This is a genomic window from Novosphingobium sp. PhB55 (genome assembly GCF_004368805.1).
Classification (GTDB): Bacteria; Pseudomonadota; Alphaproteobacteria; order Sphingomonadales; family Sphingomonadaceae; genus Novosphingobium.
In genome coordinates, this window is record NZ_SODQ01000002.1 from 581,242 (window position 1) to 604,988 (window position 23,747).

The 23,747-nt window shown below is 64.5% G+C and carries 19 protein-coding genes; 12 read left to right on the top strand and 7 right to left on the bottom strand.

The window, feature by feature from the left end:
• Entirely contained in the window at positions 1-825 is an 825-nt protein-coding gene (locus tag EDF57_RS06855) for an ATP-binding protein (protein ID WP_134093590.1), read from the bottom strand.
• A 412-nt stretch (positions 826-1,237) separates the two neighbouring features.
• Here EDF57_RS06855 and EDF57_RS06860 point away from each other — a divergent pair, with 412 nt between their 5' ends.
• From EDF57_RS06860 to EDF57_RS06890, 7 genes are all read left to right on the top strand, one after another.
• Positions 1,238-1,999: an SDR family oxidoreductase gene (locus tag EDF57_RS06860; protein ID WP_134093591.1), complete on the top strand. Its 762-nt coding sequence runs from the start codon at positions 1,238-1,240 to the stop codon at positions 1,997-1,999.
• A gap of 82 nt (positions 2,000-2,081) precedes the next feature.
• Positions 2,082-2,504 (top strand): hypothetical protein, encoded by a 423-nt coding sequence (locus EDF57_RS06865; RefSeq protein ID WP_134093592.1) that lies wholly within the window; start codon positions 2,082-2,084, stop codon positions 2,502-2,504.
• Positions 2,501-2,959: a carboxymuconolactone decarboxylase family protein gene (locus tag EDF57_RS06870; RefSeq protein WP_134093593.1), complete on the top strand. Its 459-nt coding sequence runs from the start codon at positions 2,501-2,503 to the stop codon at positions 2,957-2,959. Before EDF57_RS06865 ends, EDF57_RS06870 begins: the two co-directional genes overlap by 4 nt.
• A 72-nt stretch (positions 2,960-3,031) precedes the next feature.
• The gene (locus tag EDF57_RS06875; protein ID WP_134093594.1) at positions 3,032-3,643 is read left to right on the top strand and encodes a glutathione binding-like protein; all 612 of its coding nucleotides are present in this window, start codon (positions 3,032-3,034) and stop codon (positions 3,641-3,643) included.
• A 51-nt stretch (positions 3,644-3,694) separates the two neighbouring features.
• Positions 3,695-4,864 (top strand): bifunctional alpha/beta hydrolase/OsmC family protein, encoded by a 1,170-nt coding sequence (locus EDF57_RS06880; RefSeq protein WP_134093595.1) that lies wholly within the window; start codon positions 3,695-3,697, stop codon positions 4,862-4,864.
• A gap of 290 nt (positions 4,865-5,154) precedes the next feature.
• On the top strand, positions 5,155-5,907 hold the full coding sequence (locus EDF57_RS06885; protein ID WP_134093596.1) for an SDR family oxidoreductase: 753 nt from the start codon (positions 5,155-5,157) through the stop codon (positions 5,905-5,907).
• A 200-nt stretch (positions 5,908-6,107) separates the two neighbouring features.
• On the top strand, positions 6,108-6,938 hold the full coding sequence (locus EDF57_RS06890) for an alpha/beta hydrolase (protein ID WP_134093754.1): 831 nt from the start codon (positions 6,108-6,110) through the stop codon (positions 6,936-6,938).
• Between the two features lie 189 nt (positions 6,939-7,127).
• On the opposite strand, the gene EDF57_RS06895 is transcribed toward EDF57_RS06890, so the two are convergent.
• On the bottom strand, positions 7,128-7,505 hold the full coding sequence (locus tag EDF57_RS06895; protein WP_243840929.1) for a mechanosensitive ion channel domain-containing protein: 378 nt from the start codon (positions 7,503-7,505) through the stop codon (positions 7,128-7,130).
• Between the two features lie 419 nt (positions 7,506-7,924).
• On the opposite strand from EDF57_RS06895, the gene EDF57_RS06900 reads away from it, so the two are divergent.
• Positions 7,925-9,319, top strand: a complete 1,395-nt coding sequence (locus EDF57_RS06900) for a PLP-dependent aminotransferase family protein (RefSeq protein ID WP_243840930.1) — start codon at positions 7,925-7,927, stop codon at positions 9,317-9,319.
• Positions 9,320-9,334: 15 nt separating this feature from the next.
• Here the strand turns inward: EDF57_RS06900 and EDF57_RS06905 are convergent, their stop codons facing one another.
• Positions 9,335-9,937 (bottom strand): FMN-binding negative transcriptional regulator, encoded by a 603-nt coding sequence (locus EDF57_RS06905; protein ID WP_134093598.1) that lies wholly within the window; start codon positions 9,935-9,937, stop codon positions 9,335-9,337.
• Positions 9,934-11,556 (bottom strand): amidohydrolase family protein, encoded by a 1,623-nt coding sequence (locus EDF57_RS06910; protein ID WP_243840931.1) that lies wholly within the window; start codon positions 11,554-11,556, stop codon positions 9,934-9,936. The genes EDF57_RS06905 and EDF57_RS06910 overlap by 4 nt, the downstream gene beginning before the upstream one ends.
• Before the next feature lie 294 nt (positions 11,557-11,850).
• Between EDF57_RS06910 and EDF57_RS06915 the strand changes: the two genes are divergently transcribed.
• Positions 11,851-14,550, top strand: coding sequence for a TonB-dependent receptor (locus EDF57_RS06915; protein ID WP_134093600.1), 2,700 nt, complete (start codon positions 11,851-11,853; stop codon positions 14,548-14,550).
• Positions 14,551-14,613: 63 nt separating this feature from the next.
• On the opposite strand, the gene EDF57_RS06920 is transcribed toward EDF57_RS06915, so the two are convergent.
• Positions 14,614-17,856 carry an amidohydrolase family protein gene (locus EDF57_RS06920; protein WP_166675196.1) on the bottom strand — a complete coding sequence of 1,081 codons (3,243 nt, stop codon included), beginning with the start codon at positions 17,854-17,856 and terminating at the stop codon, positions 14,614-14,616.
• Positions 17,857-17,986: 130 nt separating this feature from the next.
• On the bottom strand, positions 17,987-18,427 hold the full coding sequence (locus EDF57_RS06925; RefSeq protein WP_134093602.1) for an Lrp/AsnC family transcriptional regulator: 441 nt from the start codon (positions 18,425-18,427) through the stop codon (positions 17,987-17,989).
• A 150-nt stretch (positions 18,428-18,577) separates the two neighbouring features.
• Here EDF57_RS06925 and EDF57_RS06930 point away from each other — a divergent pair, with 150 nt between their 5' ends.
• From EDF57_RS06930 to EDF57_RS06940, 3 genes are all read left to right on the top strand, one after another.
• Positions 18,578-19,624, top strand: coding sequence for an ornithine cyclodeaminase (locus EDF57_RS06930; RefSeq protein WP_134093603.1), 1,047 nt, complete (start codon positions 18,578-18,580; stop codon positions 19,622-19,624).
• Positions 19,625-19,757: 133 nt separating this feature from the next.
• Complete coding sequence (locus tag EDF57_RS06935; RefSeq protein WP_134093604.1) at positions 19,758-21,323, top strand: amidase; 1,566 nt, start codon at positions 19,758-19,760, stop codon at positions 21,321-21,323.
• Between the two features lie 377 nt (positions 21,324-21,700).
• Entirely contained in the window at positions 21,701-22,315 is a 615-nt protein-coding gene (locus EDF57_RS06940) for an alpha/beta hydrolase fold domain-containing protein (RefSeq protein WP_208324807.1), read from the top strand.
• 270 nt (positions 22,316-22,585) lie between these two features.
• Here the strand turns inward: EDF57_RS06940 and EDF57_RS06945 are convergent, their stop codons facing one another.
• Complete coding sequence (locus tag EDF57_RS06945) at positions 22,586-23,737, bottom strand: ATP-binding protein (protein WP_134093605.1); 1,152 nt, start codon at positions 23,735-23,737, stop codon at positions 22,586-22,588.
• Positions 23,738-23,747: the final 10 nt, after the last annotated feature.

Genomic DNA, 23,747 nt, shown 5'->3' on the forward strand with positions numbered 1-23,747 from the left:
CTAATAGGGCAGCGGATCGCTGGCGGGGAAGCTGTCGGCAAGGGCCTGGTCCAGCCATTCGTCATTTCGCCGCACATCAGGCTCGATGCGCTCCGCCGGCAGGATCAGGCGGATGGTGGTGCCTTCGCCATGGTGGCTGTCGATGGTCAAGGCGCCGTCAAGGTCCCGGGCGAAGCGGTGGACGTTCACGAGGCCGAGCCCGGTTCCGTCAAGCTTGGTGGTGAAATAGGCCTCGCAGGCCTGAGCCTGGACTTCGCGGGTCATTCCCGTGCCGCTGTCCGCCACCTCGAGCATGATGCTGTCTGCGGCCGTGCGCTTGGCCGCGATCACGATCAGGCCGCGCTCGGCAATGGCGCTGTCGGCGTTGAGGACGAGATCGACGATCACGTTCTCCAGCCGGCACGGGTTGCAGCGCAGGTTCGGAAGGTCCGGCGCCGCATGTACCGCCAGAGTCACATTGTCCTTCACCAACCATTGCAGACGCCTTTGGCAGCTTTCGAGCAGGGTGCAGAGGTCCACCGTTTCGTCGGTGCGCGCCTCGGGCGCAGCGAACTGAAGGAATGCCCTGACCATGCGGCCGATCTGGCTGACTCCCTCGGCCGCGTCGTCGATCACGCTGGCAATTTCGTCCGGTTCCAGTCTGGCGGCCGATTTCAGGATATCGATCGTGCTGGTCAGCAGTTGGACGCGGTTGCGCAGCTCATGTGTCATGCCGCCGATCATGATGGGCAGAGCATGGGATCGCAGCGCGGCCTGCTCGCTGCGCAATTGCTGCGTGGACGCAACGGCCTTGTGATCGGAAATCGCAGATCGGGGCATGGACATCGCTAACTCCGGGTGTGGATGAAAGGGAAAGTGAGGAGCCGGACAGGTGGGATGCTCGCCTGCCAATTCGTTGGCCGCAGGGTGAAATCGGAAAAACCCCTGCGTTCATCATCCCTGTCGCGTCCGATTGACACGGCTCCCCCAGGTGTGGGGCTTCGGGGGTTGGCGGATTTGCAGCGCCCGTTGTGGGGATGGCGATAGTCCATCGCCGGCTGCCGCTTCGGCCACGGCGCCACAATGATCGCATGGAGCCGCTCCGGTTAAGTCCCGAGATGGCGGCAAGCGCCTGTACCAAGCCCGGTTGGTACATCGTCATTTGCCTGTCTCGGTCCTGCCGGCGGCATTCCCGCTCCCTTATCCCTTTGCTCGTCGGATCGACCGGCATCTGCACATGCAAGGAAAGGACAGCACGATGAAGATCGTCGTCATCGGTGGAACGGGATTGATCGGCTCCAAGGTCGTGGCAAGGCTTGCGCAGGCGGGGCACGATGTCCTGGCCGCCGCCCCGAACACGGGCGTAAACACCCTGACCGGAGAAGGCCTGGCCGAAGCGCTGGTCGGCTGCGAGGTCCTGGTCGATCTCGCCAACTCGCCGTCCTTCGACGATCAGGTGGCCATGGACTTCTTCCAGAAGGCGGCCGCCAACCTCATGCCTGCGGAGATCGCGGCGGGGGTCAGGCACCACATCGCGCTTTCGGTGGTGGGGACGGATCGGCTTCAGGAAAGCGGCTATTTCCGCGCGAAGCAGGTTCAGGAGACGGCGATCCGCGAGAGCGGCATTCCCTTCACCATCGTCCATGCCACGCAGTTCATGGAATTCCTGCGCGGCATCGCGCAGTCGGCGATCGTCGGCGATGAGGTTCGCCTGCCCCATGCCTGGATCCAGCCCATGGCCGCCGACGATGTCGCTGCCGCCGTGGCTGCCGTCGCGCTCGACAAGCCGGCGGGCGGCATGGTGGAGATCGCCGGGCCGGAGAAGTTCCACCTCGACGAGATCGTGGCGCGCGTGCTCGCCTTCGACAAGGACCCGCACCCTGTCGTCCGCGATCCCGAGGCCCGGTATTACGGCATTCGCCTGAGCGACGATGCGCTGCTGCCGGCTCCGGGCGCGCGGCTGGGTGAGACGGCATTCGACTGGTGGCTGGCCAACGTACCGCCGCCGCCCAAGCGGTGATCGTGCCATGGGACGTGCCTGTGCGTGTCCGTCCCATTGCCGCCCCATCCCTGGATCAATCCCCGCAACGAAAGGCCCCGTCATGCTCATGAGAAGCTGCGCGATCATTGCCCTGCTGCTCGGGCTCCTGGCGCTCGCGAACGGAGCCTTCATGCTCTATGCGCCCTCCGCCTGGTATTTCGCCGTTCCCGGCGTCACCACCACCGGCCCCTTCAACCAGCATTTCATCCGCGACATCGGGCTGGTCTTCCTGTTCCTGGGAGCGGCGTTCCTGATCGGGGCCGCAAGGCCGCAATATCGCACCGTCTGCTGGGGCGGCGCGACGGTCTGGCTGCTGGGCCACGCGCTGTTCCACTACTGGGAAGTAGCCGTGGGCATCTGCGGGCCCTCCGCCATCCTGCGCGATTTTCCCGCCGTGAGCCTGCCCGCCCTGCTCGGCTTGGCGATCACGGCCTGCGCCATTCTCGATCCCACCAAAACCGCAACTGAAGGAGATTATCGATGACACCACGTATGAACATCTTCCAGGCCGCGCCCGATGCCATGAAAGGCATGATGGCCGTGGAAAAGGCGATCGACGATGCCGGCATCGAGCATGGCCTGCTCGAACTGGTGAAGCTGCGCGCCTCGCAGATCAACGGCTGCGCCTTCTGCATCCACATGCATGCCAAGGATGCGGTGAAGAACGGAGAGAGCGACATGCGCATCCACCTGCTGGACGCCTGGCGCGATTCCCCGCTGTTCTCCGAACGCGAGCGTGCCGCGCTCAACTGGACGGAATCGCTCACCAAAATCGCCAAGACCCACGCGCCGGACGATGCCTATGCGATGCTGAAGGCGCAGTTCGAGGACAAGGAAATCGCCTACCTGACCGTCGCCGTCGCGGCGATCAACTTCTGGAACAAGGTCCAGATCGGCCTGCGCGCCGTACATCCGGTGGAGACGCCGGTCACCGCCTGACCGCCTGCCGCGTCGATGGCCGGAGTGCTGCCGCAGGCGGTGCTCCGGCCGTCCCTTTTGGGAGATATGACCATGAAGCTCTATTATTGTCCTTGGGCCTGCAGTCTTGCCGTGCACATCGTGCTCACCGAGGTGGGCGAGCCGTTCGACAGCGAGAGTGTCGATCTCAAGACGAAAGTCACGGCCAGCGGCGGCGATTTCAATCGGGTGACCACCAAGGGCTACGTCCCGGCGCTGGTGCTGGATGACGGCGAGGTCATTACCGAGAACGTCGCCGTGCTCTACTACCTCTCCACGCTCTACCCGGCTTACGGCCTGGAGGATGCGCTGGGGCGGACGCGGCTGCTGGAAGTGCTCTCCCTGGTCGCGACCGAGATCCACAAGGGATTCAAGCCGTTCTGGCACGGCGGCACCGAGGAAGAGAAGGCTGCTGCCAGCGCCAGGCTCACGGCCCTGTTTCAGCAGGTCGAGAGCGGCATGGTGAGCGACTACCTGTTCGGCGCGCGCCCGACGGTCGCGGATCTCTACGTCTTCGTCATGACCCTCTGGGCCGCGCGCTTCGGTGTCGAAATTCCCGAACGGCTGATCGCCTTGCGTCGGCGCATCGGGGAGCGCGAAGGCGTGAAGACGACGCTGCGCTCGGAAGGCATGGTCATGCCGAAGAACATGCGCGAGGAAGGGTGATCGGGGCGGCGAGTCGCCGCTGCCGGCCCGCTTGCCTCTTGTGGAAATGGAATGCCGATGCCGACGCGCCCGTTCGAGTTCACCGCCCGCTCGGGCCTGCGATTGGCGGGCCGGTTGGAAGTGCCCGCCGCCACCGTGCGCGGCTGGGCGATCTTCGCGCACTGTTTTGCATGCGGCAAGGACAGCCATGCCGCGGTGAGGATCGCCCGTCGCCTGGCCGGCGCCGGCATCGGCGTGCTGCGTTTCGACTTTACCGGTCTTGGCGGCAGCGAGGGCGACTTCGAACCTGCTGAAAAGGGGCGGGACGTCGCGGATTTGCTCGATGCGGCGGCCGCGATGGCCGTGCAGGGCATGGCGCCGTCACTGCTGGTCGGGCATAGCCTTGGCGGCTCGGCCGTTCTCGCAGCTGCCGGATCGCTGCCGATGGTGGAGGCCGTCGCGACGATTGGGGCGCCTTTCGACATATCCCGGATGTCGGCTGATGGTGACACCGTGTCCATCGAGGACAAGGCCTTCACCGTCGGGCGCCACCTTGCCGAAGAACTGCGGCTGCAGGACCAGGGCAAGAGGATCGCGGAACTGGGAAGACCGCTGCTGCTGCTCCATTCCCCGACCGACCGCGTGGTGCCGGTGGCAAGCGCGACGCGGATATATCTCTCGGCGCAGAATCCCAAGAGCTTCATCGCTCTCGACGGCGCTGACCATCTGCTGACTCAGGAGAAGGACGCCGAATTCGCCGCCGACATGATCGCCACCTGGGCTGGGCGCTACCTGAGGATGGCGCCCGCCGATGCCGCGTCCTCTTACGACGCCGAAGCGAGCGAGACGGGCCTGGGCAAGTTCCAACTGGCGATGCGCGCGGGCAAGGCGCATTTCCTTGCCGACGAACCTGCCGAAGTCGGGGGCATGGGAAGCGGCGCCACGCCCTACAACCTGCTGTCTGCCGCGCTCGCAGCCTGCACGACGATGACCTTGCGGCTCTATGCGGCGCGCAAGAACTGGCCGGTCCGCCACATCCACACTTTCGTGAAGCACCACAAGACAGGGCAGGGCGATCGGCCCGATACTTTCTCACGCAGGATCGAAGTTACCGGCGAAGTAGACGCCGCGCAGCTCGAAGAATTGCAGCAGGTGGCGGAGCGCTGCCCCGTGCACCGTACTCTGGAGGCCGGATCGCAGTTCAACCTCCCGGGAGTGGAGTTGTCTCCAGAACAGGACTGATACCAAAGTTCTCTGACAATGACTCATGTCTCCCCTCGTCATTGCGAGCGACCGCAGGTCGCGCGGCAATCCAGGGGCGGCTTATGTGGCTCTGGATCGCTTCTCCCGCTTCGCGGGCTCGCGATGACGAAAAGCAGGAGACGGGTTTCAATCCAAGAGTCTTGGTATGAGCGCGAAGTCGGTACCGATGCGGTAACGGTACAAGAACAGCGGTCTATCTTGGGTCTGTTCCACTGATCTGACGGGGATCATTACTTTCGGAGACGAAAACCTCTGAAAGGAATGGTTCGATGAAAATCGCAGTCGTTGGCGGAACCGGGCTCATCGGCGAAAAGCTCACCGAGCGCCTGACAGCCGCCGGGCACGACGTTGCCGTGGTCGCCCGGTCTCGCGGCGTGGATGTATCGACAGGCATCGGTCTGGAAGATGCCCTGGCCGGCGCAACCGTCGTCTTCGACGTGTCCAATCCGGGTTACGAAGACGCCGCGGCCATGGAGGCCTTTTTCGCGGCGGCCGGATCGAGGCTGATGCCGCTGGAGCGCGAGATCGGGGTCGCTCACCATATCCTGCTCTCGGCGGTCGGCGCGGACGCGCTCGAGGGCGGCTATTTCCGAGCGAAGCGAACGCAGGAACGCCTGGTGCGGGACGGCGGCGTGCCTTTCACGATCCTGCGCGCCGCGCCGTTTTTCGAGTTCATCTACAACATCGTGGATGCGGGAGGGCAAGGCGACGCCGTGCGGCTGCCGCCCGTCCACATGCAGCCCGTCGCTGCCGACGATGTCGCCAATGCCTTGTCCCGCATGGTCTTCGCGCCTGCGACCGGCCATGTGGTGGAGATCGCCGGCCCTGATCGTCGCACTTTGCCTGACCTCGCCGCGATGATCCTGACCGCCAACGAGGACAGCCGGCGGATCGTCGTCGATCCCGATGCGCCCTATTTCGGCGCCCATTTCGAAAGCGAGCCGCTCACGGGCGGCGACCACCCCCGGTTTGCGCCAACTAGCTTCGAAGACTGGCTGCGCCACTGGATCGCAATGGCCTGACGCGCGCCCTGACGATCTACCCCATCATCACAGGGAGATTTTCGATGATTTCGCCCAATGGCGACGGCATTTCCGCGCCGTTCTGCTGCAGCCGCCGCGGCGTACTCGGCGGAATGGCCGCCACCGCATTCGTCTTGACCGGCGGGCCGTTGTTCGCCGGGACCGGCCCCGCTCAACCCCTCGACCATGGAGAGACCACAATGACCAACTTTACGACGCGTGACGGCACCCGCATCTTCTACAAGGACTGGGGCCCGAAGAGTGCGCAGCCCATCTTCTTTCACCACGGCTGGCCGCTGAGCGCCGATGACTGGGACGCCCAGATGCTGTTCTTCCTCGACCAGGGCTATCGCGTGATTGCGCATGACCGCCGCGGTCACGGTCGCTCCGTACAGACCGACCAGGGCCACGACATGGATACTTATGCCGCGGACGTGGCTGACCTGGTCGAAGCGCTGAACCTGAAGAATGCCGTACACATCGGTCACTCCACCGGCGGCGGCGAAGCGGCGCGCTATGTCGCGCGGGCTCGCCCGGGGAGGGTTGCGAAAGCCGTCCTCGTCGGCGCCGTGCCGCCGCTGATGCTAGAGACGCCTGCCAATCCCGGAGGCGCACCGCGCTCCGCATTCGACGAGCTACGCCGCCAGCTTGCCACGAACCGTGCGCAGTTCTTCGTCGATTTTCCCAGCGGCCCGTTCTACGGCTTCAATCGCCGCAAAGGCGGTGTGGTGCAATCTGTCGTCCAGAACTGGTGGCGCCAGGCCATGATGGGCGCGGCAAAGGCGCAATACGACTGCATCAAGGCGTTTTCCGAAACCGATTTCACCGAAGATCTCAAGGCGATCGCCGTCCCCACACTCGTCATGCATGGCGACGACGATCAGATCGTCCCGATCGCCGACTCGGCGGAGCTTTCGATAGGGCTGCTCCAGCGCGGGGAACTCAAGGTCTACAAGGGGCTGCCGCATGGGATGTTGACGACCGACGCCGGTAGACTCAACCCCGACATACTCGAATTCATCCGTCGCTGAGGCCTATCGGCAAGGGCATTGAATGGGGTTATCCTCATTCGATGCCCTGGTCATTGCGTGGCCCGGAAGCGCGCAATCCGGAGGCCCGACCAAGAACGTCAACCTCCGGGGTATCCGCAAGGCCAGCAGTTGTTCGCGCGGAAGCGGCGGCTCGGATCTGCCTGATGGACATCTGCGAAAGAGGCGAGATCAGGTTGAAACCGAAGGGTCGGTGGGTGAATGCGTCTGGTGTGTTCCACGCAGCGCTTCGATCACATCGCGCATCGTTTCGGTGTCGCGCACGTTGAGGTCGCGCTGGGGGTAGGGGACTTCGATGCCCTGCTCGCGCATCAGGCGCCAGAGCGCCTTCAAGACGTCGGACCGCACATTTCCAACGCCTTCCTCGGGATCGGTGATCCAGACGTGGATCACGAAGCTGACGCCGCGCTCGGCGAAACTGTCGAGCCAGACGGTGGGCGGCGGGGCGGTCAGGACGCGCTTTACCGACTTGGCGGCGTCCAGCATGAGATGTTCCACGCGTTCGATATCGCAGGCGCAGGGCATGACCACGGAAACCTGGATACGCACGTTCTTGCTAGAATAGGAACAGTTCTCGATCTGATTTATTATCAGAAGATTCGAGGTTTCACCGGATCTCAGGAAATCTGAGAGATATCAATAATGTTTTCTACTCAGATATTTAATGGTTCGTGTCGGAGCATGACTTCTCGCGGTATCTCGATAAGCTGTATCCTAATTGTATCCTAATTTTGTCGAAGCTTGGAATTAGGATACAGGATGCGTCGCCAGTGCAGCGGCGCTTCAGCCGATATATTCGATCCGAAGGGTAACAAGACAGCGCTGGGCAAACAGTTGCCAAGAGCCACCTAGCTTGGCTACACGTCTCGGATGAAAAACCGTCCGCTTGCTGCCCGTTGACCATGCTGCGTCCCTGGCAGATAAGCCTCAGTCAACGCATTGACGCCGGACGTATCGAACCCATCTACATGCAGATCATCCAGGCGGTGATCCGTGATATCGAAAGCGGCCGTCTCACTTCGGGCAGTTACCTGCCCAGCAGCCGCGAACTGGCTGTCAGCCTGGGTATCAACCGCAAGACGGTGGTCCTGGCCTATGAGGATTTGATCGCGCAGGGTTGGCTCTCTTCGGCCGGCACGCGCGGCACCATGGTATCGACCGCGTTGCCCGATCCCGGTCCTTCCCCCGCTCCCGAAAGCCCGGGCGAGGCCGCGCGCGCCGAGTATCGTTTTATCTCCGGCCCGGAGCACCCGCTGGCAGTTCCCGAAGGGCCCGGTCTCAAGCTGGACGAAGGCGCTCCAGATGGGCGACTGTTTCCGGTGGAACTCCTGTCCCGTGCCTATCGCGCCGCCGCCCAGCGCCTTGTGCGCTCAAACGGCCTGCAATACCGCGATCCGCGCGGCGCGCCGGTCCTGCGCGAAAGCGTGGCCGAAATGCTGAAGAGCCAGCGCGGCCTGCCGGTGACGGCGGAGAACATCTGCATCACCCGCGGAAGCCAGAACAGCATCTTCCTCGCCGCCAGCCTGCTGATCCGTCCCGGCGACGCAGTGATCGTCGAGGAACTGACTTACGAGCCCGCCGTCGCTGCCTTCGCAGCGCGCGGTGCGAAGATCGTGCCGGTAGGCCTCGACCGTGACGGCATATGTCTCGAAGACGTGGAACTGGCCTGCCGCCGCAACCGCGTGGCGGCCGTTTTCGTGACACCGCACCACCAGTTCCCGACAACGGTGGCCTTGCGACCCGAACGGCGCCTGCGCTTGCTGGACCTGGCCCGTCAGTTCGGTTTCGCCGTGATAGAGGACGACTACGACCACGAATTTCACTTCGCCTCGCAGCCGCTGTTGCCGATGGCGGCCTATGCACCGGGGCGGGTTATCTACGCGGGCTCACTATCCAAGCTGCTGCTGCCCGCGCTGCGCATCGGCTATATCGCCGCGCCGGTGGAGGTGATCGAGGCGCTGGCCCATGTCGTCTCGCTCGTGGACGGCATGGGCAACACCCTTACCGAGACGGCCGCTGCCGAACTGATCGAAAGCGGCGAATTGAGCCGCCACGCCCGCAAGGTCCGGCAAATCTACGCCCAGCGGCGCACCACTTTCGCCGCCGCGCTGGACGCCACTCTGGGCGACCGGGTGAGCTATGAAATGCCTCCCGGCGGCCTGGCCTTCTGGCTTCGCTTCGCATCGGAGGACATGCTGGACCGGATAGAGGCGGGCGCGGCGGCGGCCGGGCTGCGCTTCGCGCCGTCCCGCTCTTTCATGACGCGCGACAGTGCTCCGCGCGGCCTGCGTATCGGCTTCGCCAGCTTGGACCAGCACGAAGCGCGCGGGGCACTGGAAGTACTCCGGTCGGTGGCGGGCTGACGGAGCCGTTCCGGATCAGGTCCGGGACAGCGGCTGGTTCGCCTCCCGCATTGCCGCGGCCAGCCCCGTATCCGGGTGCCCGGCCAGTATCTGGGCAAGGCTTTCCGGACGTTCGTCCTGGCCCAGCTTGAAGGTCGCCTCGCAGGACAGCACCGTGGCCCGGAAGGCAATGATGTGGCGGCTCATCGGCTCGTAACGCTCGCCCATCTTCGCTACCGTCCAGCGGTCCGGGCGATAGCCCTCCATATGGGCAATCAGGCGGTCGAGTGCCTCGCCGTTGTCCTGGGGTGAAAAGGCAATTTCCACTTCGAAGCGCGCCACCGCGTAATTCCACGTCGGCGCCCATTGCGGCTGCGTCACCAGTTCAGGCGAGATGTACCCCTGCGCGCCCTGGAACAGCACCAGCGCGCGCGCTTGCTGCCGCAGCGCCTCGACCTGCGGATTGGCCAGCGCGAAGTGGCCGACAAGCGCGGCGATGCTCCCGTCCGCCGCCAGATCCGCTACCAGCGGCAGCGGCGTCGCATGGAACGAGGGCGTACCCGATACCACCCAGGCGAGGGGGTGGCGGGCGACCAGCGCCGCGATTTCGGCGGCATTGCGCGGGGACCACCGGCTCATGCGCCGGCTCCCGTGTAGCGTTCCCGTCCACCGACAATGGTGCGCAATACCTCCACTTTGAGTAACCTTTCCGAATCGATGGTCGTGGGATCGCTGTCCAGCACGGTGATGTCGGCAAGGAAGCCCGGCGCGATCCGTCCGAGCCGATCTTCCTGAAAGCCGGCATAGGCATTGGCCACGGTATAGGCCGTAAGCGATTGCTCCACCGAGACCTTCTGGTCGGGCAGCCAGCCTTCCGGGTTGGCGCCGTCGATGGTCCGGCGCGTGACGGCGGCATGGATGCCCGCCATCGGGCTGAGCGGCGCGACCGGCCAGTCCGAACCGAAGGTCACCGTTGCGCCGCTCTTCATCAGCGAGGAGAAAGCGTAAGTGCCGTTGAGGCGCTTTTCGCCGATGCGCTTGACCGCCCATCGACCGTCGTCGACGGCGTGATAGGGCTGGACCGAGGCGATCACTTTCTGCCGTGCGAAGCGCGGGATCGTGGCGGGGGCGATGTGCTGGGCATGTTCGACGCGAAAGCGGCGGTCACGCTTGCCGTTGAGGGCTTCCGCCTCGGCGTAGAGATCGAGGATGTCGTCGTTCGCCTCGTCGCCGATGGCGTGGACGGTGATATGCAGGTCCGCGCGATCGGCGGCGATCACCGCTTCGCGCAATTCGTCGAGCGGCATGACCCGCACTCCCCGCGTTTGTGGATCGTCGGTGTAGGGATCGTGGAACAGCGCGGTGCGTGCGCCGAGCGAACCGTCGACCAGAGCCTTGAGGCCGCCCCAGCGCAGCCAGTCGTCGCCCCGACCTTCGGCCTTCACGAGGGCGGCCATTTTCTGCCAATCGCGCAGCGGCACGAAGTTGTAGAAGCGCATGTCCGTCTCGCCCTTGGCGCGCAGGCGTCGCAGGGCGTCGAAGCAGTCCCAATCGAAGGGATCGGGGATATGCACCTGCGCGATGCCACACTTCAGGCCATGCGCGATGCCGCCCCGCAGTGAGGCTTCGAGCTGTCGGTGTGTCAGCGGCGGGATCACGCGCTTGACCAGAGCCTTGGCGTTGTCCTTGAGCACGCCGGTCGGTTCGCCTTTCGCGTCGCGCACGATCACGCCGCCTGCCGGATCGGGCGTGTTTCGGGTGATGCCGGCCAGCTTGAGGGCAACCGAGTTGCACAGGAAGCTGTGCAGGTCGGTGCGCGGTATCGCGATCGGGGTGTTCGGGCTGACCGCATCGATCCAGTGGCGCGTGGGCAGTTCGCCGCCGATCCGCTGTTCATCCCACGATCCGCCGAGCAGCCAGTCGCCGGGGTGGGCCTGCACCGCAGCGGCGATGCGGGCCACGAACTCGGCGCGGTTCCCTACATTGAGCAGGTCCGGTTGGGAGAGCGTGTCGGAGCCCATCAGGAAATGCGTGTGGTTGTCGGTAAAGGCCGGCATTGCAAAGGCGCCCCCCAGGTCGACCACTCGGGTGGATGCCCTGGTGCGCGCTTTCACCGCATCGGATCCCACGGCGACGATGCGGTCGCCGACGATGCCGATCGCGTCCGAGCGCGCGCCGGTTCCGGTCCAGACCTTGCCGCCGACCAGCGCGCAATCCAGCGGCGCATCGGCCGCGAAAGCACTTCGCGCAAACGGCATACTCATCGCTGCGAGCGCAGTGCCGGATCCCAGAAACCGACGACGATCGAACATGGCTATCCCCTTGCCGTTCATGAGCGACAATTCCCTTCGCCTACCCGTTCGGCCCAGCCAACATCCAATATCGAGTGGGTTCAAGGGTCCAATGCCGCGGGGGCGCGTAATGCATTGGACCCATCGACTTCCGGAAAGTGGATGTTCCGCATGGGCCGCGGTTGCGCTTCATGATCAATCTAGCCGCGAGGCAAAGTCAGATCGCTCCCGAGGGCGACCGCAAGATCAGGGATTCAAATGATGGAACAGCTTCTCCGCGCACGCCGCCGGTCGATTCTGGCGAGCACGGCTCTCATCGCACTGAGCGCGTCGGCAACGCCGGCACTGGCGCAGGCCGAAACGCCATCCCGTTCCGACGATGCCGCCGCTTCCACGCCAGGCGACATCGTCGTCACCGGATCGCGCATCGACCGTCCGGGCTATGAATCACCGACGCCGCTGCTGCACATGACGCAGGACGATCTCCAGATCGTCAGCCGCCCCAACATCGGCGCGGCACTGGCCGACCTGCCGCAGTTCAAGGCCTCGCAGTCGCCGCAGACCTCGGGCACCAACGCGCAGGCGGGCCGCTTCCCCGTGAACATCCGCGGCCTTGGCGAAACCCGCTCGCTGGTCCTCGTCGACGGTCGCCGCCTGGTCAGCGACAACGACCTCAACACCGTGCCCTCGATCATGGTCAAGAGCGTGGACATCGTCACCGGCGGTGCCTCGGCGGCCTGGGGCTCGGACGCGGTCGCGGGCGTGGTCAACATGATCGTCGACGGCGATTACGAAGGCGTGCGCCTGGGCGCGGAAGGCGGGATCTCGTCGCGCGGCGACGCCGGGCAGGTCCGGATCGAAGGCAAGTACGGCACCAGTTTCGCCGAAGGTCGCGGCCACTTCGTGATCGGCGGAGAGTTCGTCGACAACAAGGGCATCCTGAAGAAGACCGACCGCGAGAACACGGGGCGCTTCGCGACGGTCAATAATGCCCTGACCCCGAACGTCGGCCACGCTACCCGCCTGATCGGCGGTTACATCACTTCGGGGCCGGCCGGGCTGCGCGGCATGGGCTTCAATCCCGATGGAACCCTTCGCGTGCCGGACATCGGCACGGTCGTGGGCACCAACATGATCGGCGGCGAGGGCCCGTCCGACGACGAACGCAGCCCGCTCATCACGCCGCAGAAGCGCTATGCCGCGCTCGCCAAAGCCTCCTACGAACTGACCGACACGCTGAAGCTCAGCGCCGACTTTCGCTATTCGCGATACTGGAATAGCTATACCTGGTTCGGCGATCACACCAACAGCGTCACCATCCGGTCGGACAACGCCTTCCTGAACGACGACGTGCGCCAGATCCTGGCCAATTCCGGGCAGAGCAGCTTCACGATGGCCCGTTACAATGCGGATCTTTCGTACAGCACGATCAACCTCGACCGCCGCAGCATCCAGGGCACCCTGGCGCTTGACGGCAGCTTCGGCGACGGACGCTGGCGCTATTCGGCCTATTACAGCCACGGAGAGTATCGCAACAAGATCGACACGCCGGGCTTCCTGATCTCCCGGAACTTCGCCAACGCGGTCGATGCGGTGATCGACCCGGCGACGGGCCAGGCCGTGTGCCGTTCGGGCGCGGCGGGCTGCGTGCCGCTGAACCTGTTTGGAGAAGGTGCGCCGTCCCAGGCGGCGATCGATTACGTCACCGGTACGCCGCGTTCGAACAGCCTCAACAAGCTTGATACTTACGGCGTTTCGCTGCGCGGCGAGCCCTTCGAACTGCCCGCAGGCCCGGTTTCGATCGCGATCGGCGCGGAAGGGCGCAATCTTTCGACCAATGCCAAAGTGGGCGAGCTGGATGCCGCCAAGGCCTTTTCCACGTTCTACTTCACTTCGCTGCGCGGCAAGTACGATGTGAAGGAAGCCTTCGGTGAGATCGTCGTGCCTGTCGTCAAGGACCTGCCGGTTCTGCGCAAGCTGGAGCTGAACGGCGCGGTCCGCGTCTCGGACTACAGCACCAGCGGCACCGTATGGTCGTGGAAGCTGGGCGCCACCAACGAGTTCCTGCCCGGCGTGATCGGCCGCGTAACGCGTTCGCGCGATATCCGGGCGCCCAATATCAGCGAGCTCTATTCGAACCAGACCGTCAGCTACGTGGGCGTCATCGATCCGCAGTTCAGCGGCGAAGGCAGCCGCAGCGTATTGATCTACGGCGGCGGCAATGCCGCGCTCAAGCCCGAGAAGTCCGACACCTGGACTGCCGGCATCACCACCGCTCCGCTGCGCGGCCTGACCGCCTCGATCGATTACTTCAACATCGCGATCAAGGACGTCATCACCAGCATCGGCGCGCAGGTTCTTGTCGACCGCTGCAATGGCGGCAACGCCAGCCTGTGCAATTACATCACCCGCGATTCCACCGGCCGGATCGCCAGCATTGCCTCCTCGCAGGTCAACCTGTCCGAATTCAAGACGGACGGCGTGGACGCGGAACTGGCCTATAGCCTGCCGGTTGAGAACGAGGCCAACGGCCGCGTGATCTTCCGCCTCGTCGGCACCTGGGTAAACCACTTCACGACCGACGACGGCACCGCCAAGATCGAATACGTGAAGTCGCAAGGCTATGCCTTCGTCAACGGCGTGCCGCGCATCCGTGCCAATGCCTCGGTCGGCTATTCCAGCGATGGCTTCAGCGGACTGGTGCGGGCGCGCTACACCTCGTCCGGTTACTGGAACCGCACGAGCGCCACGCCGATCACCAACAACCGCATTCCCGCCTATACGTACATCGACGTCCAGCTGAGCCAGAAGGTTCCGTTCGGCCAGGACGGCAAGTATTTCGAGATCTATGGCAACGTGTCGAACCTGTTCGACAAGGATCCGCCGCTCTACTCGAATTTCTCGCCCTACTACGATGTGATCGGTCGCTACATGACCCTGGGCGTGCGCCTGGAGTTTTGACACCGGCCCTGCAAGGCAAACGGAAGGCGGCGGGTGCAGAACCCGCCGCCTTTTTGCGCCCTATCAGTATTCGAAGGAAGCCGCGTTGCCCTGCTTTTCCTCGAAGGCTGCGGCCGTGCGGATTGCCAGCGCGACGTCCTCTTGCGACATGTCCTCGAACCACTGGGCTTCGCGCTTGCGGATGCGCGGCCACTGCTCGTCCAGAGTGGCGGCTTCGTAAAGGCGGCCGTTCTGCATCACCAGGGACAGCGAACGGGTGTTGCGGATATCGACCGTGGGATCGCGGTCCAGCACCAGCAGGTCGGCCAGCTTGCCCGGCTCGATGGAGCCGAGATCCAGTGCCCGCCCGATCACTTCGGCAGAGCCGATCGTCGCCGCATGCAGGATCTGCGAGGGGCTCGCGCCGCCAGACGCCATGGCTTCCAGTTCCCAGTGATAGGACAGCCCCTGAACGACGCTGTGCGAGCCGACGCCGAGCAGTCCGCCGGCGCTCCCGATATCGCTTGCCTGCTTCGCGAACAGGCTGAAACCTTGCCCATCGGCGCGGTTCCATGTCACGGAGTCCCGCTTGGCGGCGAAGGCGAATTCGGGGACGAAGCGGCCCAGCTTGGCGTCGAAATCCTGCTGGTGCCCTGCCGCCATCGCGCCCATCGCGCTCGGCGCGCCATAGAGCACCAGCATCGTCGGCACCGTGGATATGCGTGAGCGCACCAGCATCTGCACGATGTCGTCATGGAGCGGCGCGATCGGCAGGCTGTGTTCGTTGCCGGCATAGCCGTCGAGCATCTGGGTGAGGTCGAGCCGGTAGTCGCTGGCACCTTCCGTGGTGGGCATCAGGCCCAGGGCCCGTGCGCCTTCGATCAAGTGGCGACGCTCGGCCCGGTCACCGACCATGTACTGCTTGATGTTGGGGGTGCGGTAATGGTCGGAATAGCGGCGCAGCGTGGCGATCGCGTCTTCGCGGCTGCCCATCGGACTGTTGCGGAACACGCCTTCGCCGGTGGAGAAGGCGCGCAGGCCCGGCATCAGCCCGGCGTCGATCATGTCGGCATAGCCGAAAACGTCGGGGTCGAAGGTCTGGACGTCCAGTCCCGCGGTCACGCCGTAGGCCAGGTTCGCGGCGAAATCCCAGTGGCCGATGTCGAGGATGCGGCGGCGGGTTTCGAACCAGTGGGCATGGGCATCGATGAAGCCGGGCACGATGAACTTGCCGGACATGTCGCGCACCTCGGTGCCCGGCGGCACCTTCATCTTTCCGCGCGGGCCGACGCCGGCGATGCGGTTGTCGACGATCAGGACATCGGCATCGTCGATGACTTCGTCGGCCTTCATCGTAATGACGCGCGCCCCTCGCAGCAGCAGCTTGCCGCTGGGCACATCGCGCGGCAGTACCACGTCCATGCGCTTGCCGCCGGCGCGCTTCTCGATGGCGGCTGGCGCGCCGTCTTGCGCGGCATCCAGCGGCAACTGCCGCACCGTGGAACCGACCGACCAGACGAGCGAGCGCATGTCCGGGGCCCAGTCCATGTAGTCCGCGCCGATCGCGGTGATCCGCCGCGCGCTCGAGGCGGGATCGCTGACGTTGACGGTGGGCGCGGTGCCGTCCTTCGCCGGTGGCACCGGAACGAGATAGAGCTGCGAGGCGAGGCGCACCAGCGCGGTGCGGCCATCGGCGCTGAGCTGTGCGTTCCTGAGCGGTGCGGGCGCATCGAAATACTGGCTGTCGGGCCGGGCGACCAGCTTCGCCAGACGCCCGGCCCCGCCATCTCCGGCGATTGCATGGGAGGAGATCCAGCCGTCCGAATAATAGCGCACCCGCGCCGGATCGGGATCGCGGCGCAGGTCCATCGCCGCGCCGACTTCGCCCAGCCTGGTCGCTTCGCCGCCGTCCACAGGCAGGCGCATCAGCGTCGAGGGCATGGGGCCGAGGCTCTCGGCGGTGCGGTAGAGCCGGTCATGCTGGGTGGCGGAGAAAGCGACCACGTCCTTGCCGCCCGCCAGGAACAGCGGCTCGGAATAGAACGCCGCCTGCGTCGTGATCCGGCGCGGGGCGGTCCTGCCGTCCGCGGCGGCGACCCAGACGTGGCCGCCTTCCTTAGCGGTCCAGGTGACGTAAGTGACGAAGCGCCCGTCGTCGGACCAGCTGGGCTGCCAGGCCGCTCCCGGCACGTCGAGGCGGCGGGGTTTTGCGCCACTGCGGTTGGCGGCGATATAGATGCGGCCAACGGCGCCGAAGACGACCTGCCTGCCATCGGGCGAAAGTCGCGGGGTCTGGATCACGCGGACATGTACGGGGCCGGTCTCGACCCGATGCTGGCGGCGCAGCGGCAAGGGCATCTCGTGGCGCACATGCGCCTCGAACGGAATGTCGGCGAGCGAGCCGGACGCGACGTCGAGCCGCTTCAATCCGCCACCGAGGCCAAGGTAGATGCCAGTGTCGTCGGGGGAGAACACCATGCGCGGCATCAGGTCGACGTAATAGCCGCCGGACTGTCCATCCGGATCGAGGGGGCCATGCAGCCGCCGGTCGGTTCCGGTTTCGAGATCGTGCAGGCGCAGCACGGTCTGCTCTTCTTCCCGCGTGACGTAGGCGAGCAAGCGGCCATCGTGCGACAGCACCGGGCGCATCCCGCCGCCGGGCGTCGTCAGCACCGTGTGCTGGGTGCGCTTGGCCAGGTCGAAGCGCGCGATCGTCCAGTGGGGCAGGGCGCCGCTGCTCCAGGTCGTCCCGGCCTTCGTGGCATAATAGAGGTTCTGGCCATCGGGGGAAGCGACCACCCCCATGGCATTTTGGCGCTGGGGATGGGGATCGTCACCGTTCGGCTGCGCTTTCACCAGCACTTCGTGCCTGCCGCTCTCGACATCGAACGACCACAGTTCGAACGCCAGCACGCCCCAGATCATGCGCGACACATAAAGAGTCCTGCCATCCGGTGACCACGCGGGCGAGCCGAAGTGCGGGGCGCCCTTGTCTTCCTGGGAGACGCGGCGGGCATGGCTGCCGTCCGCATCGGCGATCCAGAGGTTATCGCGCCCGTCCCGGTCGCTGACGAACGCGATTTTGCGGCCATCGGGAGAGAATACCGGCTGCGTATCGAACGCATCCCCGGTCATCACCGGACGGGCCTTTCCGCCTTCCGCGGCAAGGGCGTAGACGTCTCCCAGCAGGTCGAAAAGGATGGTGCGACCGTCGGGTGAAACGTCCAGTGCGGGCCATGTCACCTGCCGGGTGTCATATTCGATCACGCGCCCGGTCAGCGGCGGCAGCGTGTCCGCATGCGCCGCCTCGCCAGCAGATAGTGCCATGCTCGCCAGAAGCGCCGTACCTGCCAGCCATGTCTTCACTGCATCACCCTCTCGTGCATCATCAGGCCCTTCCTTCGCCGGCCCGGCTCGCTTGCGAAACATCCAGTTCGGGGGAGGGTGAGGGGTCCAGTCAGACCGTGCTCAGCAAAAGGCTGGTTTCGCTGTTCAGTACCCCCTCGATCATCCGCACCTGCCGCAACACCCGGTCGAATTCGGACAGGCTGGACGTGCGGATATCCGCCACCAGATCCCAGTTGCCGTTGGTGGTGTGCAGGGTCTGGATCTCCACCATTCCCCGCAGCTTCTGGATGACCTGGGTAGTCGACTTGCCGGTGATCTCGATCATCATCACCGCGCGCACGGACAAGTCTTCGTAGTCATCGCGCACGCGGATGGTGAAGCCCAGCAGCGTCCCCGTGTCTACCAGGCGGTCGAGGCGGTTCTGCACGGTGCCGCGCGCCACGCCCAGGGCATCGGCCAGCTTCGACAGCGAGGCGCGGCCGTCCGCCCGCAAGTGCGCGATGATCCGGCGATCGAGGTCGTCAGGGATGAATTTAGCTGAGGAGGACAAGGCGGGGCGCTTTCGGCTGTGCAATTTGCGCAATAACCATGAAATATTTGTTCAATAACAGACGGTTTGCAAGCCGGTTCTGCGATTTTTTACAGCAATGCGTCAAGCTAGCATGGGCCTGCCTGAGCAAAAGCCAGAAAAGGACAGACCATGGCTCCGCCGCCTTCTCCCCTTGCCTACATACCTTTCGTCAGCGTCGAGAACATGATGCGCCTCGTCCATCGGTTCGGGATCGAGGACGTGCTGCGCGAACTTACCGATGCGATCGAGGCGGATTATCTCCGCTGGTCGCTGTTCGAGAAGGCGCCACGGCTGGCCTCTCATTCGCAGGAGGGCGTCATCGAACTGATGCCGACTTCCGACGGCGAGGCCTATGCCTTCAAGTACGTCAACGGCCATCCCAGCAATACCGCCAAGGGTCTTCAGACGGTCGCCGCGTTCGGTCTGCTGGCGCGGGTGGACACCGGCTATCCGTTGCTGCTGACCGAAATGACGCTGCTGACGGCGCTGCGGACGGCTGCCACTTCGGCCATGGTGGCGCGCCGTCTCGCTCCGGCAGGATCGCGTGTGATGGCCATGATCGGCAACGGCGCGCAGGCCGAATTCCAGGCCATCGCCATGAAGGCCATCGTCGGCATCGAGGAAGTGCGCCTTTACGATATCGATCCCGAGGCCACTCGCAAGGCCGCCCGCAACCTGGCCGGTTCGGGACTGAAGGTGGTTGCCTGCGAAACCTCGCAGGAGGCGATCGAAGGCGCGCAGATCATCACGACCTGCACCGCCGACAAGGCCTATGCCACGATCCTGTCGGACAACATGGTCGGCGCGGGCATCCACATCAACGCGATCGGCGGCGACTGTCCGGGCAAGACCGAGTTGCACAAGGACATCCTCGGCCGTGCATCCGCTTTCGTGGAGTTCGAGCCGCAGACCCGCATCGAGGGCGAGATCCAGCAGATGGAAGCCGATTATCCGGTCACCGAGTTCTGGCAGGTGCTGTCCGGCGAGGCGCAGGGCCGGACCGATGAGCGCCAGATCACCCTGTTCGACAGCGTCGGCTTCGCGATCGAGGACTTCTCTGCCCTGCGCTACCTGCTGGGCAAGCTGGACGGCACGGACTTCTTCCAGCAGCTGGACATCATCGCCGATCCCGATGACCCGCGCGACCTGTTCGGCATGTTGCAGCGCGCGGCCTGAGCCGGATCACGGGGCTTGGCCTGCAAACGACCGACGGCGCGGGCATGGTCCCGCGCCGCAGGGATAACTTGGACCTTTACCCGCTGCCTGCCGCAGTGAAGAAGCGGTCCGGCCGACACTGGAGAAGACTACGATGGGCGAAACGATCCTTGACCGAGTGACCGCGAACCGCCGCACGGTTCTGGCTGCCGCGCCCATTGCGCTGAGCGCCGTCGCGCCCGCCTTTGCAAAGACCGCTTCCAAGGGCGAGGCGAACGAGATCGTCATGATGAACGCGACGGACCTGTCCGCCGCGATCCACCGCAAGGAGCTGTCCAGTCGCGAGGTGATGACCGCTCATCTGGCGCAGATCGACATGCTGAACCCGCGCTTCAACGCCATCGTTTCGCGCGTGGACGGCGATGCCCTGTTGCGCCAGGCAGCGGCCATGGACGAGGATGCGGCCGCCGGTCGCTTCCACGGGCCGCTGCACGGCTTTCCCCATGCGGTGAAGGATACCGCGCCGGTCAAGGGCATCGCCAGTACGCAGGGATCGCCGATCCTGAAGGGGAACATTCCCGCTGCGGACAGCCTTGTCGTATCGCGGATGCGCAAGGCGGGCGCCGTCTTCATCGGCAAGTCCAACGTGCCCGAATTCGCGCTCGGCTCGCACAGCTACAACCCGGTCTTCGGCACCACGCACAATGCCTACGCCTACGGCAAGGCTGCGGGCGGCAGCACCGGGGGAGGCGCGGTGGCACTGGCGCTGCGCATGGTGCCGGTGGCGGACGGCAGCGACTTCGGGGGATCGCTGCGCAACCCGCCGGGCTGGAACAACGTCTTCGGCCTGCGTCCCTCGTTCGGCCGCGTTCCTTCGGTGCCGAACAGCGACCTGTTCTGGCAGAACTTCGCGACATCCGGACCGCTGGGCCGCACCGTGGCGGACCTTGCCATGCTGTTGTCGGTCCAGGCAGGCGGCGATGCCCGCTCGCCGTTTTCGCTTGGCGATGATCCCGCGATGTTCGCCGGTTCGCTCGACCGTGACTGGAAGGGCGGCAGGATTGGGTGGCTGGGCGATCTCGGCGGCGTGCTGCCGATGGAGGCGGGCGTCATGGACACCTGCACGAAGGCGCTCAGGGCGTTCGAGGCCATCGGCATGCAGGTGGAGGCTGCCCGGCTGGACGAGCCCGCCTCGGACATGTGGCAGACCGCGAAGACACTGCGCCACTGGTCCGTTGGCGCCGATCTCCAGGCCTTTTACAACGATCCGGCCAAGCGCGCCCTGATGAAGCCAGAGGCGATCTGGGAAGTGGAAGGCGGCATGAAGCTGACCGGCCCGCAACTGGCCGCGGCCTCCGAAGGCCGCACGCGCATCTACAAGGCGTTCGAGGCCGCGTTCGAGCATTTCGATTTCCTGGTGCTGCCCACGGCGCAGGTCTTCCCTTTCGACGTCAGCGAGCACTGGCCGACCGAAATCGGGCGCAAGACTATGGACAGCTATCACCGCTGGATGGAGGTGACTCTTCCCGCGACGATGGCCGGGCTTCCCGCGCTGGCGGTGCCGGCCGGCTTCGGCGGCGCGCTGAAGCTGCCCATCGGCCTCCAGATCATCGGCAGGCGTCACGCCGATCTGGCGGCCCTGCAAGTGGGCCACGCTTACGAGAAGGCGTCGCCATGGATCGCTCGAAGCCTGCCACCGGTACTCAAAAGATCGGGTTAAGTTTTACTCAATATCAATCTTGATTATTTGAGGATCGGGACGTCGATTCTGCTTGAGTCAGCGCCAGGGAGCGGCGCGTTCCGCTTCAGGACGGTCCTCAAGTGGCTACATCAGGTAAGCGGCGCCCCGACCCGATGCAGATTACCCGTCGACCGCTTCAATTTATACGTCCTAGCGGACCTATTATTTTCGTCGGCGGAAACTACTTGGTCGAAGATTGGAAGTCGGCCAATTGGTTGTCGTCTCCGTGAAGTAAATCTTCTCGAGTTTCCCTGCCCCTCGTTCCGGCTCATTCACGATCTGTCGAACCGAGAGCTTCTATCACAAGCTTGAAATGGCGCGCTGCTATTGGGTAACTATGTCGGCGGAATTCCTTGGTGAGGCAGGGGCTGCGGGCAGGCTGCGACAAAATACGAGCAGATGTTCCGCGCTTCGCCGGCGAGAGCCACGCACTGGAAGATGGCGCGCGCGCCATGACAATTGTGCGTGACCGCGCAAGCGAGTGGGGCATCGGCCCAAGACGGGTCGGCTTTATCGGATTCTCGTCCGGCGCGTTCCTCGCAGCCGATCTGGCAATCGGCGCGAAGGCGAACCGGCCAGACTTCGTAGGTCTGATCTACGGAGGGTCGCGGATGCCCGTGCCTGCCGATGCCTCTCCCGCCTTCATCGCGGCTGCCGCTGACGAAAACTACCTGCCCGATGACGCGGTGCAACTCTACACAGCGTGGCGAAAGGTGGGCGTCCCCGCGGAATTGCACGTCTACGAGCGCGGGGGCCACGGGTTCGATCTAAAGCCCCAGGGCGGGACTAGCGATCACTGGTTTGAGGAGTTGATCTGGTGGATGCAATCTCGCGGCCTAATGGTGTCGATCAACCATTCGCAAATCTGCGCGGCAACGATGCGGTATGATACTACCTCACTGTCCACGCACGCAATGTGCCGGTTTCTGCGAAACCTGTCATTCTTAGCCACCTTTGGAAACGACTGCTAAGTTCCACGATGCGGCGTTCGGCGCTCGGGAAAACCGACCCTAGTCGGTCGTTCGCCGCCAAGTTTTGGAGCCCCAGGTGCGGACGGTCTGCTCTCCTGGCAGCACGCGACCAGCTCAAGACATTCGGCGTCGTTAATGTGACCGGCGACTCTTGCAGAAACCCGCCATTCGGGCCCCTTCGATGCGCATCATGCCGAGCGGGAATCCTTCCCGGCTCATCAAGCAGTTCCAGCGATCCCACCCGGTCCGCGCGGCCCTAGACTAATCAGTTTAGCCGTTCTGCGGACCGAACACCTGGGCTTCGGGTCGATGCACTCCAAAATGCAGCCAGAACTTCTTCGCGAGCGGTAGCAGGCCGGCCACTTTGATCCGGTCGAGGCGCAATTCACCGATCAGTGTTTCGTCCTTGAACGCGGGCCGTGTCGGATGATGATCGCCGAGGATCATGAAATGATCCCGCACGCCGTAGATACTCGCCATGACGATCCAGGGGCCTTCGATCCCGAATTGCTGGAGCCGTGTCTGGGTCGCCCGCGCGGCGGTGATCAACCCCTCCTCGAAGGACGGCGCGAAGACCAGTTTCATATCCTCGCCTTGCTGGTTCTGCCGCGTGCCGCCGATCGTCCAGGCAACGTCGGTGCGCCCGTTACGATACGTGATCGCGAAGCTGCGCACCCGCCCGGTCGCCTCATCGACGGGGGTGTGCAGCATCACCCCTTCGATCATATCGATGGAACTGTAGGCATTGGGGCGGATCGGTACGAGCGCATGATCGTCCGTGATCGCGATTTCGCGCTCTTCACGAAACAGCGAGAGCGGCATGATCGAAACGACGGCGGTCGGATCGCTCATGATCGCAAACGGCATCTCGATACCGCGTGCGCGCTCGATTCCTTCCGCGTGATATTGGCGGAAGCGTGCCGGGAGCCGGCTTGCGTCCACGAAGGCGTGGCGCAGTTCGTGGACATCTAGCTCATATTTGCCGCGGCTCGTACGGGCATAGAATTTGCCGCTGTTGCGGAAGGTGACGCGATAGGGTGACTGAAGGCCTGGCGGTATACGAATGAGCAGGGCGCCATTGCCCGCGGCGAAGGGGATATGGCGGATCCGGACGCCGATCAGCCTCGGATCGACATTGGTTCGGATGATCTGCTCCAGCCGGAGGATTTCGTTGTCGATATTGGCGATCGCGACGCCAGGGAGCGCGGCTGCAACTCCTTCGACATCCTCGATCCCGAAGATGAGATCCCCGCCGTTGGTGTTGGCAAGCGACGTCACGTCGGCAAGGAGTTCGCGAATATTGTCCGACTCCTGGCCGGGCAGGTCGCGTTTGAACTCAAGGTCACGGCTTTCCGACGTTTCGTTTGCAACAAGCTGAACAAGCGCCGCCTCGTCGATGTCATCGAATGCTATGTCGAGCATGATCGGTATC

Bases quoted from the DNA above. Each gene is read 5' to 3' on its own strand.
- EDF57_RS06880 (WP_134093595.1), top strand. From the start codon at position 3,695: ATGCCGATGCCGACGCGCCCGTTCGAGTTCACCGCCCGCTCGGGCCTG.
- EDF57_RS06865 (WP_134093592.1), top strand. From the start codon at position 2,082: ATGCTCATGAGAAGCTGCGCGATCATTGCCCTGCTGCTCGGGCTCCTG.
- EDF57_RS06890 (WP_134093754.1), top strand. From the start codon at position 6,108: ATGACCAACTTTACGACGCGTGACGGCACCCGCATCTTCTACAAGGAC.
- EDF57_RS06860 (WP_134093591.1), top strand. From the start codon at position 1,238: ATGAAGATCGTCGTCATCGGTGGAACGGGATTGATCGGCTCCAAGGTC.
- EDF57_RS06855 (WP_134093590.1), bottom strand. From the start codon at position 825: ATGTCCATGCCCCGATCTGCGATTTCCGATCACAAGGCCGTTGCGTCC.
- EDF57_RS06885 (WP_134093596.1), top strand. From the start codon at position 5,155: ATGAAAATCGCAGTCGTTGGCGGAACCGGGCTCATCGGCGAAAAGCTC.
- EDF57_RS06930 (WP_134093603.1), top strand. From the start codon at position 18,578: ATGGCTCCGCCGCCTTCTCCCCTTGCCTACATACCTTTCGTCAGCGTC.
- EDF57_RS06870 (WP_134093593.1), top strand. From the start codon at position 2,501: ATGACACCACGTATGAACATCTTCCAGGCCGCGCCCGATGCCATGAAA.
- EDF57_RS06920 (WP_166675196.1), bottom strand. From the start codon at position 17,856: ATGGCACTATCTGCTGGCGAGGCGGCGCATGCGGACACGCTGCCGCCG.
- EDF57_RS06935 (WP_134093604.1), top strand. From the start codon at position 19,758: ATGGGCGAAACGATCCTTGACCGAGTGACCGCGAACCGCCGCACGGTT.
- EDF57_RS06945 (WP_134093605.1), bottom strand. From the start codon at position 23,737: ATGCTCGACATAGCATTCGATGACATCGACGAGGCGGCGCTTGTTCAG.
- EDF57_RS06910 (WP_243840931.1), bottom strand. From the start codon at position 11,556: ATGCCGTTTGCGCGAAGTGCTTTCGCGGCCGATGCGCCGCTGGATTGC.
- EDF57_RS06915 (WP_134093600.1), top strand. From the start codon at position 11,851: ATGGAACAGCTTCTCCGCGCACGCCGCCGGTCGATTCTGGCGAGCACG.
- EDF57_RS06900 (WP_243840930.1), top strand. From the start codon at position 7,925: ATGCAGATCATCCAGGCGGTGATCCGTGATATCGAAAGCGGCCGTCTC.
- EDF57_RS06905 (WP_134093598.1), bottom strand. From the start codon at position 9,937: ATGAGCCGGTGGTCCCCGCGCAATGCCGCCGAAATCGCGGCGCTGGTC.
- EDF57_RS06875 (WP_134093594.1), top strand. From the start codon at position 3,032: ATGAAGCTCTATTATTGTCCTTGGGCCTGCAGTCTTGCCGTGCACATC.